Raw genomic sequence first — 12,565 nt, forward strand, 5'->3', positions numbered from 1 at the left:
CAGTCGGCGTTCTTGATGGATGCCTGGCTGCGTTCAAGAGAATGTCGGTTTATGCTTCGAGATATCGTTACATTGGTTGCGCGCTTCCCCTCCAAGATCAAGTCCCTCCGGCTCATCGCGGCCATTGGGGGATTGCTGCTGTCGGGCGCTGCGCAGGCACAGAGCGTGACGATCCCGAATTTCTGGGACCCCAGGGCGCAGCTCGACCGGCCGGAGATTCCGGCGACGCGCACGATCCGCTTCCTCGTTGATGACGATTTCCCCCCGCTTCATTTCCCGGGGCTGGACGGCAATCCGACCGGGCTGTCGGTGGAACTGGCCCGCGCGGCCTGCGAGCGCCTGAGCCTTACCTGCACCATCCAGGTCCGCCGCTTCGACATGCTGCTCGACGCCCTGAACAATCGGGAGGGGGACGTGGTGGCGGCTGCCATTCCCGTCTCGGCGGATTTGCGGCGTCGCTTCGCCGTGACGGCACCTTATTTCAGGATCCCCGCCCGCTTCGCCGTGCGCAAGGATCGCAACCAGCCGGCCCCTGAGGCCAAAGCCCTGCAGGGCAAGACCATCGGCGTCGTCGGCGGAACGGCCCATGAGGCCTTCGCGAAGGCGTTCATGACGGGTGGGACGCTCAAGCCCTATCCGGAACTCGCTGCCGCCCAGAGCGCCCTGAAGGCCGGCGAGGTCGACTATCTCTTCGCCGATGGCCTCAGCCTTGCCCTCTGGATCGGCGGCGAGGATGCCGGGGGCTGCTGCGATTTCTCCGGCGGTCCCTATCTGGAGAGCCGTTTCTTCGGCGAGGGCATCGGCTTCATCACCCGCACCGACGACGAGGCCCTGCGCCGGGCGCTCGACTTCGCCCTGCAGCAGCTCTGGAAGGAGGGCAAATACGCCGAACTATATCTGCGCTTCTTCCCCACCAGCCCCTTCTAAGTCTCTCTTGCTCAAGGGAAGGCAGGTTTACCGCATTGACCCTAAGGGGTCTGGTCCCTAGTGTGCCGCGCTTCTGGAAGCACTTTTCCTGCAAGCACTAGGCCCATGTCTCGACCCCTGACCCTCGATCCTGCCCTGATTGAAGCCGCCCAGACTGCCAATGCCTGGCCTTTCGAGGAGGCGCGCAAGCTCGTCGAGCGGCTCAAACGGACCGGCAAGAAGGAGGCTCTCTTCGAGACGGGCTACGGCCCCTCGGGCCTGCCGCATATCGGCACCTTCGGCGAGGTCGCCCGCACCAGCATGGTGCGCCATGCCTTCCGGGTGCTGACCGGCGACACCATCCCGACGCGGCTTATCGCCTTCTCGGACGACATGGACGGCCTGCGCAAGGTGCCGGACAACGTTCCGAACAAGGAGCTGGTGGCCTCGGCGCTCGGCAAGCCGCTGACCCAGGTGCCGGATCCGTTCGGCACGCATGAGAGCTTCGCCCATCACAACAATGCGCGCCTGCGCGAATTCCTCGATGCCTTCGGCTTCGACTACGAGTTCCTGTCGGCGACCGAGTGCTACAAGGCGGGCCGCTTCGACAAGACCCTGCTCACCGTGCTCGAGCGCTACGACGCCGTGATGGCGATCATGCTGCCGTCCTTGCGCGAGGAGCGTCAGCAATCCTATTCGCCGTTCCTGCCGGTTCATCCAAAGACCGGCATCGTGATGCAGGTGCCAATCGACGAGCGCAAGCTCGACGCCGGCACGATCGTGTGGCGCGATCCCGATACGGGCGAGCGCTTCGAGACGCCGGTCACGGGCGGCCATGCCAAGCTGCAATGGAAGCCCGACTGGGCCATGCGCTGGGTGGCGCTCGGCGTCGATTACGAGATGGCCGGCAAGGATCTGATCGACAGCGTGAAGCTCTCAGGGGAGATCGCCAAGGCGCTCGGCGGCCTGCCGCCGGACGGGTTCAACTACGAACTGTTCCTCGACGACAAGGGCCAGAAGATCTCCAAGTCGAAGGGCAATGGCCTCACCATCGACGAGTGGCTGACCTATGGCACGCCAGACAGCCTGCGCCTGTTCATGTTCAGCAAGCCCCGCGAGGCGAAGAAGCTCTATTTCGACGTGATCCCGCGGCAGGTGGACGACTACCTGACCTTCCTGGAGAAATACCCGGCGCAGGACGCGAAGGCGCGGCTGATGAACCCGGTCTGGCATCTCCATGCCGGCGAGCCGCCGGCCCCGGAGCTGGTCTCGTCCGGCAGCGGCAATCAGCCCGGCACGACGATCTCCTTCTCCATGCTGCTCAATCTCGTCGCTGTGGCGAATTCGGAGGATCCCAGCGTGCTGTGGGGCTTCATTCGCCGCTACGCACCGGGTGTCTCGCCTGAAACGCATCCGCGTCTCGACAGCCTCGTGAAGCGCGCCGTGCGCTATTTCGAGGATTTCGTGAAGCCGCAGAAGACCTATCGCCTGGCTGACGACGTCGAGGCCGCTTCGCTGCGCCGGCTCGAGGAGGTTCTCGGATCCTTCGAAACCGGAGAGCGGCCCGCGACCGCGGAGGCGATCCAGGAAGAGATCTACAATGTCGGCCGCGCCGAGCCGCGCTATCAGGATCTCAAGGCCAAGGGCGCGACGCCCGAGAGGCCCGGCGTATCCATCGAGTGGTTCAACACGATCTATCAGGTGCTTCTGGGCGAGCCCCGCGGCCCGCGCTTCGGCTCGTTCACCGCTCTTTACGGGGTGACGGAGACGCGCGCGCTGATACGCAAGGCGCTCGACGGTGAACTCGTGCGCGAGCACGAGGCGTTCCTGAAGCAGCGCGAGGCCAACCGCGCGGCTTGAGAAGCGGCTATTGGCGTGCCCACATGATGCGGGCGGACCATGAGATCTCCTCTGCCGGGATCACGTGGTCTTCCTGATCCTTGGCGAGCGACATCATTTCGAGGGTCTTGGCCGAGCGGCGCCTGAGCTCCTGGGCCAGGATCTGCCCGCCCGTCGTGCACACGACGATGCGGTCGCCCTTGCGGGTGCTGGCGGTCGGCGAGACGATGAGAATGTCGCCGTCGCGATAGAGCGGGCCAAGGCCGTCGCCGGTGACCTCGAGGGCAAAGACCTTCTCCTGCCCGAAATCGGGGAACTCGATCTCGTCCCAGCCCGGCCCCTCGTTTGGCATGCCCTCCTCGTTGAACACCTTGCCCGATTTGGCCTCCTCCATGCCGATCAGAGGGATCATGGAGCGGCGGAGCGAACCGGACGGCTCGACGAGGCGGAGAAAATCCTCCAGGGTCGCACCGGTGGCCTTGAGGATCTTGGAGATCGACTCCGTGGAGGGCCATCGCTCCCGGCCCTCCGGGCTCACGCGCTTCGACTTGTTGAAGCTGGTTGCATCGAGACCGGCCTTGCGCGCCAGTCCGGATGCGGTCATGCCGTGCCGCGATGCCAAGGCATCGATAGCAGCCCAAACGCGCTCGTGAGATAACATCGTGCTGGCCTCGCAAAGAGCGAAACTCGATGAAATGGAACCTATGATTAGGAATTAAGTGTGGCCGAAAACGGCAACGAATACCAACAAACTCTTGAGACAATATGTCTAATCCGGGTTGCTCCGGACGTGACGCATCGATAATCGAGGTTTCATGCACGTTATTTATAAAATCTGCCCCGCTTTGCTCTGGCAAACCGCCGAAAAGGCGGGCTCTTTTGCGGGAGCACCCATCGACGTAAAGGATGGGTACCTCCATTTCTCCACAGAAAAACAGGTCCGCGAGACGGCGGAAAAGCACTTCGCAGGCCAGACCGATCTTCTGCTGATCGCCATCGACGCCGACTCGCTCGGCACCGCCTTGCGCTACGAGCCGTCACGCGGCGGCGACCTGTTTCCCCATCTCTATGCCCCGCTGCCTCTTTCGTCCGTTCTGTGGGTGAAGCCGCTTCCTCTCGGCACCGATGGCAGCCACATCTTTCCGGATCTCTCGCAATGATCGGCTCGCTCTTTTCCCTCGCCAAACCCGCCCTTCACGCACTCGATGCGGAAACGGCGCATCAGCTGACGATCCGTGCGCTGTCGCTGATGCCCATATCGACGGCACCTGCGGACGACGCGCGCCTCTCGGTCAATGTGTTCGACCGGCGCTTCCCCAATCCCGTCGGACTCGCTGCAGGCTTCGACAAGCAATGCGAGGTGCCGGATCAGCTTCTCGGCCTCGGCTTCGGCTTCGTCGAACTCGGCGGCGTCGTGCCGAAGCCGCAGGAGGGCAATCCCCGTCCGCGGGTGTTCCGGCTCGCGCGCGACGAAGCGGTGATCAACCGCTTCGGCCTCAACAGCGAGGGCCTCGATGCAGCGCGCCTGCGTCTCGTGAACCGCCGCGGCCGTCCGGGCATCGTCGGCGTCAACATCGGCGCCAACAAGGATTCGACGGATCGCATCGCCGATTACGTGCTCTGCATCGAGCGCCTGTGCGGGCTCGCCGATTTCCTGACCATCAACGTGTCGTCGCCGAACACGCCGGGCCTGCGCGACCTGCAGGGCGAGGCGTTCCTCGACGACCTGCTCGCGCGCAGCATCGATGCGCGCGACAAGGCGGATCACGGACGGCGCAAGACGATCATCCTGCTGAAGATCGCGCCGGACATTTCGCTCGACGCGCTCGATGCGATAGTCACCACGGCGCTGAGGCGTGGTGTCGACGGGCTTACCGTATCCAACACCACCATCGCCCGGCCCGACAACTTGCAGGAGAAGGAACTGGCTGCGGAAACCGGCGGGCTCTCGGGCAAGCCGTTGTTTGTCCCTTCGACGAGGATTCTTGCGGAAACCTTCCTGCGCGTGGAACGCCAGATCCCCCTCATCGGTGTGGGCGGTGTCGATTCAGCGGAGGCTGCCTGGGCCAAAACCCGCGCGGGGGCGAGCCTCGTTCAGCTCTATTCGGCGATGGTCTACAAGGGGCCAGGCCTCATCGGCGACATCAAGCGCGGACTCGTGCGGATTCTCGAAGCGGAAAAAACATCGCTCGCACAGGCCGTCGGTCGCGATGCCGTCGCAATCGCGCAGGGACGCTTCTAGAGCATTTTTCGGCGAAGTGGATCCGGTTCGCCGTCAAAAAATGCGGCAAAGCAAAGAGAAGAGCTGATTCCATGTCAGTGGAAACAGCTCTAAGGCGCGATGGAGGCGAATGTCTTCCTGGCCAGCCGCGGATAGAGCAGGAACTGGCCGAGGCCCCGCGCGCTCAGGAAAGCGAGAAGGGCGATCCACAGCGCCGTGTTGCCGAGGCTGCCCGCAGCGAGGAGGACGGTGCCGTACAGGGCGAGGGCGACGACCATGAGATCGCGCATGGACCGGGTCCAGGTCGCACCGGTATAGATGCCGTCGAAGGCGAAGGCAGCGGCGCCGAAGAGGGGCGTCAGCGCCGCGAAGACCAGATATTCCCGCGCATAGGAGCGCACCTCCGCATTCGTCGACACGAAGTCGATGAAGGCGCCGCCGCCGATCAGGAAGAGCCCTGAGACCGCCATGCCGAAGCCGAGGCTCCATCCAAGGCTCAAGTTGATTGCACGGCGGAAGCTGCGCTCGTCGCGGGCGCCGATGCTCTGGCCGCACAGGGTTTCGGCGGCGGTGGCAAAGCCGTCGAGAAAATACCCGCCGATCAGGAACATGTTGTAGAGCACTGCATTGGCGGCGAGCGTCACATCGCCCGACCGGGCACCCATCGCGCTGAAGATCGAGAAGGCGAGGATCAGCGCCACGTTGCGGATCATGATGTCCCGGTTCATGGCGAGCGTCTGCAGCATCGCCGCGCGGTTCATCACTTCACGCCACGTGACGGCGAGCGGGTTCGAGCCGAGACGACGCAGCACCACGATCCCGAGGCCGACGCCCAGAATTTCCGCCAGCGCCGTGCCGATGGCGGCGCCCGCGATGCTAAGATCGAAGCCGAGCACGAGCGCCATCGTCAGCACGATATTGGCCACGTTGATCGCCACCTGCAGCAGGAGGCCGAGATCGGTGCGGCCGCGCCCAAGGGTTGAACCCAGGATCACGTAATTCGCGAGCGTGAAGGGTGCCGCCCAGATGCGGATGAAGAAATAGGTCGCCAGCGCCTCGGTCACCGCCTGGCTCGCGCCGGCCATGGAAAAGGCGAGTTTTGCGATCGGCCATTGCAGCAGGATAAGCAGCAGGCCCGTCGCACCGGCCACCAGGAAGGCACGGGCCAGCGTCAGGTCGACTTCGTGCCGATTACCGGCGCCGGTCGCCTGCGCGGTCAGGCCGGCGGTCGCCATACGCAGCGATCCGAAACTCCAGAACACGAAGTCGAAGATCACGGCTCCGAGCGCCACCGCGCCCAGCAGATGCGCCTCGCCGAGCCGTCCGATCACCGTCGCATCGACGAGGCCGAGCAGCGGGGTCGTCACATGCGACAGGGTCATCGGCAGGGCAAGCATCAGCATGCGCCGATGGGAGATTTCGAGCCGCTGTCCAGGGAAGGAGCCGTCCATGATGATCCTTAGGAGAGGCTCAGCGCCGGCTGCCGAACAGGCGGGAAATCAGCCAGAGCGGCACGACGATGACCGCGCCGTAGACGGCCCAGAGCGCGACCTCGCGCACCGTCTCGAAGCTGAGATCCAGGACCGAGCTGATCCAGTTGAACAGCCCCTCGATCAGCCCGAACGGAGTGATGTCGAGGAAGGCCAGGAAGGCGCCGACGAGGAGGGACAGGAAGATCAGCTTCACCAGCACGGAGCCGGGAGAGCCGCCGAGAAAACGGTTCAGGTTGGACATATCCTCGATCTCGTCAGAAAGCGTAACTGGACCTGTGGCTTTGCGTGTGCTTCATCGCAGGCACCGGCGACGAACGCAACCTTCCAGAGTTTCGCATGATCGATCCTACCCTCTTCGACCCTGCCGCCGTCAGCAACGAGATCCGCGCTCAGAATGCCGATATCGTGGCGAAGCTCGCCGCTCTGCCGGATCCGATGTCGGTGCCTCCGGCCCTGGTGCGCGAGCGCCGCCGCCAAGGTCTGGGGCCCTTTCCCTTGATGCCCCTGAGCCCTCGGGCGCAGATCATGTCGATCGACGGTCCTGCCGGTCCCATCCCCTTGCGGATCATCGCGCCGGAGAACCCGCGCGGGGTCTATTTCCACATCCATGGCGGCGGCTGGACCTGGGGCACCGCCGACGAGCAGGACCCTTGGCTCGACCGTCTCGCGGAAAGGTGCAGGCTGGCGGTGGTGTCCGTCGAGTACCGCCTCGCCCCGGAAGATCCCTATCCGGCCGCGCCCGACGATTGTGAGGCGGCGGCCCTGTGGGTGATCCAGGAAATGGAGAGCCGCTTCGGCACCTCGCGCCTGTTCATCGGTGGCGAGTCGGCGGGCGCCCATCTCTCGGCGGTGACCATCCTGCGCCTGCGGGACCGGCACGGCCTCAACCCCTTCCGGGGCGCCAACCTCTTCGCCGGCTGCTACGACCTTACCCTCACGCCGAGCGTGCGGCACTGGGGGCCTGAGCGGCTGATCCTCAACACGAACGACGTGCGGGTTTTTGCCGAGAATTTCTGCGGCCATGTCCCCGATCGGCGCGATCCCGACCTGTCGCCGCTCTATGCCGATCTCAACGGCCTGCCGCCGGCCCTGTTCTCCGTCGGCACGCAAGACATGCTGCTCGACGACACGCTGTTCATGGCCTCGCGCTGGGCGGCGGCGGGCAACAAGGCCGATCTCGCAATCTGGCCCGGCGGCTGCCATGTGTTCATTCGCTTCGACAGCGCCATGAGCGAGCAGGCGCTGTCGCGGATCGACGGGTTTATCGCAGAGCTCTGAATTTCTACTGTATCGGGAAAATTCCATCCTCATCCTGGGGAGCCTGCGCAGCAGGCGTCTCGAAGGAGGCTCCAGTACTCTCTGGAGGCGCCCCGATCCTTCGAGACACCGCCTTCGGCGCTCCTCAGGATGAGGCTCAGGGGGTGCTTTCGCTACCTAATCGGCCCCGGCCGGGGAGGGGCGCTGGGTCATGCCGATCTTCGAGGCCGCGATGACGGCCTGGGTGCGGCTGTCGACGCCGAGCTTGTCGAGAATGGCCGAGACATGGGCCTTCACCGTGGCCTCGGAGACGCTGAGTTCGTAGGCGATCTGCTTGTTGAGCAGGCCCTCGGACAGCATGGTGAGCACGCGCACCTGCTGTGGGGTCAGGGTGCCGAGACGGCGCACGAGATCGGCGGTCTCCGCATCCTCGGCGGCGGAGAGATCCACATCCGGCGGGGTCCAGGTATCGCCGGCGAGAACCGCCTTGATGGCATCGCCGATGCTGTCGACGTCGACGGATTTCGGGATGAAGCCGGAGGCGCCGAAATCCATGGCCCGGCGGATCACGGTCGGCTCCTCGGTCGCGGACACGATCATCACGGGCAGTTCGGGATATTGGGCCCTGAGCGACATCAGGCCGGAAAAGCCCTGCACGCCCGGCATGGTCAGGTCGAGCAGGATCAGATCGACGTCCCGCTCCTGGGTGAGGGTGGCGTTCAGATCCTCCATGCCGCTCGCCTCGACCACCCGGGCCTGAGGCATGGTGGAGGCGATGGCCTGCCTCAGGGCGCCACGAAACAACGGATGGTCGTCGGCAATGATGATCGTGGTGGTCTGACTTTGCACGTGGGCCTACTCCCCCGAGACGCAACCATGATGCCTTAGCCGCTTCCCCGAGGAAATAGCAAGGCGGCATTCGAATGCCTTGGTTTTTCTAAGGGAAAGTATGGAGACAGAGCATCCAATCATGTGGATTACGCCCCGATCAGGTGAAAAATAAGATCGCGGGTCTGGGAGCCGTCCCGGTGCTCGACGAGGTAGATCCCCTGCCAGGTACCGAGCACCAATTGGCCCTCGACCACCGGAATGCTCAAGGTCACGTCGGTGAGCATCGTCCGGATATGGGCCGGCATATCGTCCGGGCCCTCCGTGGAATGGACATAATCCGCCTCCCGCGGCGCCAGGCGGTCGAGGGCGGTCAGCAGGTCCCGGCGCACATCCGGATCGGCGTTCTCCTGGATCGTCAGGGAGGCCGAGGTGTGGCGGCAGAACACGGTCAGCAGTCCGTTCAGGATGCCGGTGCCGAACACCCAGCGCGAGACGGCGTCCGTGATCTCGGTGAAGCCCTGACCCTCGGTTTCGATCACGAGCCGGCCGTTCACCTGCTGCGTCACGCTTCCCTCGGAGAGGGTTTCCACATTCAGCATCGTCACGCCTCGTTTGCCTCTCTGTCCTTCAGAGGATGGATCTCCTTCTCGCCGCGCTCCAGGATCTTTTCCAGGGTCTCGATCCGGTCGGCCTCCGCCGCCGGCTTGTCCCAGCGGATGCGGCTGATGCGGGGAAAACGCATGGCGACGCCGGATTTGTGCCGCGTCGAGCGCTGCAGGCCTTCGAAGGCGACCTCCAGCACGAGGCCGCGATCCTTGCCGTATTCCACCTCCCGCACAGGCCCGAAGCGTTTGACCGTGTGGTTGCGGACATAGCGGTCGAGCTTCAGGAGCTCCTCGTCGGTGAAGCCGTGATAGGCCTTGCCGACCGGCACCAGCTCCTCGCCGTCCGGGCCGTCGCGCCAGACGCCGAAGGTGTAGTCGGAATAGAAGGACGAGCGCTTTCCGTGGCCACGCTGGCCGTACATCATCACGGCGTCGACGAGGTAGGGGTCGCGCTTCCACTTGTACCAATAGCCCTTGGGCCGGCCGGGCAGGTAGGGGCTGCTCGCCCGCTTGATCATGCAGCCCTCGATGGCATCCGCATCCGGACCAGCACCGGCCGAGGCAGGGTCGCCTCGGGCGGCGGCGAGATCGTCCCAGGAGGCGAAGGGCACCATGGGCGAGAGGTCGATGCGCGGATCGTCGAGGCGGGTGACGAGGGCCTCGAGACGCTTGCGGCGCTCCGCGAAGGGCAGGGGACGCAGGTCTTCCTCGCCCTCGAACAGGATGTCGTAGACGCGTAGATGCGCCGGGAATTCCGCGATCAACTTCGGCGTCACCGCTTTCCGGTTCAGGCGCTGCTGCAGCACGTTGAAGCTCTGGACCCGGCCCTCGCGCACGATCAGAAGCTCGCCGTCGATCGCGCCCTCGAAATCGAGCGCCTCGACGAGGTCCGGGAAGGCGCGGGAGACATCCTCGCCGGTGCGGGAATAGATGCGCCGCACCGGGCGCCCGTCGCTGCCGTGACCGGAAGCGGCCTGGAGGCGAATGCCGTCCCATTTCCATTCGGCCAGGAAATCGGAGGCGTCGAGCTTGGCAAAGTCCTCGTCCTCCAGCGGATGCGAGAGCATGGAGGGCCGAAACGGCGCGGGATTGCCGGATTCCGGCCTCTCGCCTCGTCCCTCGACCCAGGCGAACAGATCCTCGTAAGGGGCTTCGAGCCCGTGCCAGATCAGCTCGACCTCGTCGGGCTCCATCCCGCCGAGCTGGGCGACGGCCGTCTTGGCAAGCCTGGCCGAGACGCCGACGCGCAATTCCCGTGTGACGAGCTTGATCAGCGCCCAGCGCCCGGTCTCGTCGAGGGCGTCCATCCACGCGGCGATCCGCGCCGGCAGGTCGCTCTTGCTCGTGGTCGCGAGGGTCTCGATGACCTCGGAGAGGGTCGGGACATGGGGCGGCGGGTTGTTGTGGCCCGGCCCGATCTCTCCTCCCTCTTGCGGGGAGGAGTTAGAGGTGGGAGTGGTTCGACCGGGTAAAGGGCTGCTTTCTGAGGCGCTGGCAGGACCGCTTGCGACAGCGTTGTCCGCCCCTCGTTCTTGCTTCCCGACCCCCACCCCTACCCCTCCCCGCAAGGGGGAGGGAGGCGCCACACTCTCATGCCCCGGCGCCGGCCAGATCAGCGCCACGGTCTCGGCCAGATCTCCCACGTAGTGATACGACATCCGAAACAACTCCGGATCGGTCCGCTCCTCGACCAGGCCACGGATCAGGCCGGGTTTCGCCTCCTTGAACATCAGCGCGCCGGTCATGGCGGCGAGCGCATAGCCGCGGTCGGGGTCCGGGGTGTGGCGAAAATAGTCCACGAGCAGGCGCAGCTTGGCGTTGCGGCGCGGCTCGTAGCCGAGGCGGTCGAGGAGGGCGGCGAAGCGGTTCACTGCATATCCTCCCCTTGAGGGGGAGGATCGGCTGAAGGCCGAGGTGGGGTGGCAGCGCGAACATCGGGAGGTCGAGTTTCCACCCCACCCCGCTCGCTCCGCTCGCGACCCTCCCCCTCGAGGGGAGGGTGGGCCGTCTCCTCCGCTTCGCCCTCGTCGCCGTAGCCCAGCATGTGCAGGGGCCGCGCCCTGATGCCGTGGGTGGTGCACCAATGGACGAGCGCGTCCTCCTGTCCGTGGGTGACCCAGACCTCGCCGGCACCGGTCTCAAGGATCGTGCGGCAGAGATCGTCCCAGTCGGAATGGTCGGAGATCACGAGCGGCAGCTCGACGCCTTTCTGCCGGGCTCGCGCCCGCACCCGCATCCAGCCGGAAGCGAAGCAGGTGACGGGGTCGGGAAAGCGCCGGGACCACAGGTCCTGGATCGAGGAGGGCGGGCAGATCACGATGGCGCCGGCGAGTTTCGAGCGCTCGGCGGCCACCACCTTCGGCGTGTCGCCCAAGGGGATGCCCTCCGACTTGTAGAGCTCGGTCAGGCGCTCCATGGCGCCGTGGAGATGGATGGGCTTGTCGTAGCCCTCCTCCCGCAGCAGCGCCATGACCCGCTGCGCCTTGCCCAGGGCATAGGCGCCGACGATATGGGCGCGCTCCGGAAACAGTTCGACGGAATCGAGAAGCTTCTTCACTTCCTGCCGCGTATCCGGGTGGCGGAAGACCGGCAGGCCGAAGGTCGCCTCGGTGATGAAGACGTCGCAGGGCACGACTTCATAAGGAAGGCAGGTCGGGTCCTCTGCGCGCTTGTAGTCGCCGGACACCACGATGCGGGTGCCGCCCGCCTCGATCGCGATCTGTGCCGAGCCGAGCACATGGCCGGCCGGAGAGAAGCGCACGCTCACGTCGCCGATGCGGACGGTTTCGCGCAGGGGCGCTTCCTGGGTCGAGCCCGCAAAATCCTCGCCGTAGCGCACGCCCATGATGCGAAGGGTTTCGCGCGTCGCCATGACGGAACGGTGGCCCGAGCGGGCATGGTCGGAATGGCCATGGGTGATCAGCGCCCGCTTCACCGGGCGGACCGGATCGATGTGGAAGTCGCCGAGGGGGCAATAGAGCCCTTGCGGGGTCTGGGTGAGGATGTCGGTGGAACGCAGCGCCATGGATCAGGGATATAGGGTTCGGTCGGGTGATGTCAGGTTGGGGAAGTGCTGCCGGCGACGGGAGTTCCCGTCGTCATCCCGGATGCTTCAGGCAATCCGGGATCGCTTTCAGAACGAGACGCCAGCACCTCGACATTGTCATCCCCGCGGCGGCGGGGATCCGGACCCACGCCGTCTCAGCATGAGACGATCCGCGTCGCGCATGGTCCTGCAGCGCCAGCGGTTATGGATCCCGGCTCGGCTGCGCCGTCCGGGATGACAGCGCCACGCTCCTCCCGGGATCACGCTTCCCTCGCCGTCATCTCACCCTGCGCCGTCATCATCCCCTCCACCGTCATGCCCGCCCCCTCGCCGTCATGCCCGGGCTTGTCCCGGGCACCCACGTCTT

Annotated in this window: 12 protein-coding genes; 5 read left to right on the plus strand and 7 right to left on the minus strand. The window is 65.3% G+C overall.

The genetic code is table 11. The features are described from left to right. The first annotated feature begins 51 nt into the window (after positions 1-51). Together JKL46_RS22345 and JKL46_RS22350 are read left to right on the plus strand one after the other, a co-directional pair. Positions 52-927, plus strand: coding sequence for a transporter substrate-binding domain-containing protein (locus JKL46_RS22345; protein ID WP_246529460.1), 876 nt, complete (start codon positions 52-54; stop codon positions 925-927). A 105-nt stretch (positions 928-1,032) separates the two neighbouring features. Further along, positions 1,033-2,766 (plus strand): lysine--tRNA ligase, encoded by a 1,734-nt coding sequence (locus JKL46_RS22350; protein WP_201837520.1) that lies wholly within the window; start codon positions 1,033-1,035, stop codon positions 2,764-2,766. Positions 2,767-2,773: 7 nt separating this feature from the next. Here the strand turns inward: JKL46_RS22350 and JKL46_RS22355 are convergent, their stop codons facing one another. Then, positions 2,774-3,406, minus strand: a complete 633-nt coding sequence (locus JKL46_RS22355; RefSeq protein WP_201837522.1) for a S24 family peptidase — start codon at positions 3,404-3,406, stop codon at positions 2,774-2,776. Between the two features lie 154 nt (positions 3,407-3,560). On the opposite strand from JKL46_RS22355, the gene JKL46_RS22360 reads away from it, so the two are divergent. Together JKL46_RS22360 and JKL46_RS22365 are read left to right on the plus strand one after the other, a co-directional pair. Continuing rightward, positions 3,561-3,905 carry a DUF952 domain-containing protein gene (locus JKL46_RS22360; RefSeq protein WP_201837524.1) on the plus strand — a complete coding sequence of 115 codons (345 nt, stop codon included), beginning with the start codon at positions 3,561-3,563 and terminating at the stop codon, positions 3,903-3,905. Further along, the gene (locus JKL46_RS22365) at positions 3,902-4,987 is read left to right on the plus strand and encodes a quinone-dependent dihydroorotate dehydrogenase (RefSeq protein ID WP_201837526.1); all 1,086 of its coding nucleotides are present in this window, start codon (positions 3,902-3,904) and stop codon (positions 4,985-4,987) included. Before JKL46_RS22360 ends, JKL46_RS22365 begins: the two co-directional genes overlap by 4 nt. Positions 4,988-5,076: 89 nt before the next feature. Here JKL46_RS22365 and JKL46_RS22370 read toward each other — a convergent pair whose 3' ends face one another. After that, positions 5,077-6,417 carry an MATE family efflux transporter gene (locus JKL46_RS22370; RefSeq protein WP_201837528.1) on the minus strand — a complete coding sequence of 447 codons (1,341 nt, stop codon included), beginning with the start codon at positions 6,415-6,417 and terminating at the stop codon, positions 5,077-5,079. Between the two features lie 19 nt (positions 6,418-6,436). Beyond that, positions 6,437-6,700, minus strand: coding sequence for a DUF6460 domain-containing protein (locus JKL46_RS22375; RefSeq protein WP_201837530.1), 264 nt, complete (start codon positions 6,698-6,700; stop codon positions 6,437-6,439). Positions 6,701-6,795: 95 nt separating this feature from the next. On the opposite strand from JKL46_RS22375, the gene JKL46_RS22380 reads away from it, so the two are divergent. After that, positions 6,796-7,737, plus strand: a complete 942-nt coding sequence (locus tag JKL46_RS22380; RefSeq protein WP_201837532.1) for an alpha/beta hydrolase — start codon at positions 6,796-6,798, stop codon at positions 7,735-7,737. 156 nt (positions 7,738-7,893) lie between these two features. Here the strand turns inward: JKL46_RS22380 and JKL46_RS22385 are convergent, their stop codons facing one another. The 4 genes from JKL46_RS22385 to JKL46_RS22400 all read right to left on the minus strand — a co-directional run bounded on the left by JKL46_RS22385 (position 7,894) and on the right by JKL46_RS22400 (position 12,177). After that, positions 7,894-8,565: a response regulator gene (locus JKL46_RS22385; protein ID WP_201837534.1), complete on the minus strand. Its 672-nt coding sequence runs from the start codon at positions 8,563-8,565 to the stop codon at positions 7,894-7,896. Between the two features lie 128 nt (positions 8,566-8,693). After that, positions 8,694-9,146, minus strand: coding sequence for a secondary thiamine-phosphate synthase enzyme YjbQ (locus tag JKL46_RS22390; RefSeq protein WP_201837536.1), 453 nt, complete (start codon positions 9,144-9,146; stop codon positions 8,694-8,696). Positions 9,147-9,148: 2 nt separating this feature from the next. Next, on the minus strand, positions 9,149-11,023 hold the full coding sequence (locus JKL46_RS22395; RefSeq protein ID WP_201837538.1) for a cisplatin damage response ATP-dependent DNA ligase: 1,875 nt from the start codon (positions 11,021-11,023) through the stop codon (positions 9,149-9,151). Further along, the gene (locus JKL46_RS22400; protein ID WP_246529461.1) at positions 11,020-12,177 is read right to left on the minus strand and encodes a ligase-associated DNA damage response exonuclease; all 1,158 of its coding nucleotides are present in this window, start codon (positions 12,175-12,177) and stop codon (positions 11,020-11,022) included. Before JKL46_RS22400 ends, JKL46_RS22395 begins: the two co-directional genes overlap by 4 nt. Positions 12,178-12,565: the final 388 nt, after the last annotated feature.

The organism is Microvirga zambiensis WSM3693 (assembly GCF_016735695.1).
In the GTDB taxonomy this organism is placed as follows: domain Bacteria; phylum Pseudomonadota; class Alphaproteobacteria; order Rhizobiales; family Beijerinckiaceae; genus Microvirga; species Microvirga zambiensis.

Excerpts from the sequence above, each read along its gene's own strand:
- JKL46_RS22375 (WP_201837530.1), bottom strand. The coding sequence starts at position 6,700 with ATGTCCAACCTGAACCGTTTTCTCGGCGGCTCTCCCGGCTCCGTGCTG.
- JKL46_RS22400 (WP_246529461.1), bottom strand. The coding sequence starts at position 12,177 with ATGGCGCTGCGTTCCACCGACATCCTCACCCAGACCCCGCAAGGGCTC.
- JKL46_RS22370 (WP_201837528.1), bottom strand. The coding sequence starts at position 6,417 with ATGGACGGCTCCTTCCCTGGACAGCGGCTCGAAATCTCCCATCGGCGC.
- JKL46_RS22350 (WP_201837520.1), top strand. The coding sequence starts at position 1,033 with ATGTCTCGACCCCTGACCCTCGATCCTGCCCTGATTGAAGCCGCCCAG.
- JKL46_RS22355 (WP_201837522.1), bottom strand. The coding sequence starts at position 3,406 with ATGTTATCTCACGAGCGCGTTTGGGCTGCTATCGATGCCTTGGCATCG.
- JKL46_RS22365 (WP_201837526.1), top strand. The coding sequence starts at position 3,902 with ATGATCGGCTCGCTCTTTTCCCTCGCCAAACCCGCCCTTCACGCACTC.
- JKL46_RS22390 (WP_201837536.1), bottom strand. The coding sequence starts at position 9,146 with ATGCTGAATGTGGAAACCCTCTCCGAGGGAAGCGTGACGCAGCAGGTG.
- JKL46_RS22360 (WP_201837524.1), top strand. The coding sequence starts at position 3,561 with ATGCACGTTATTTATAAAATCTGCCCCGCTTTGCTCTGGCAAACCGCC.
- JKL46_RS22345 (WP_246529460.1), top strand. The coding sequence starts at position 52 with ATGCTTCGAGATATCGTTACATTGGTTGCGCGCTTCCCCTCCAAGATC.
- JKL46_RS22380 (WP_201837532.1), top strand. The coding sequence starts at position 6,796 with ATGATCGATCCTACCCTCTTCGACCCTGCCGCCGTCAGCAACGAGATC.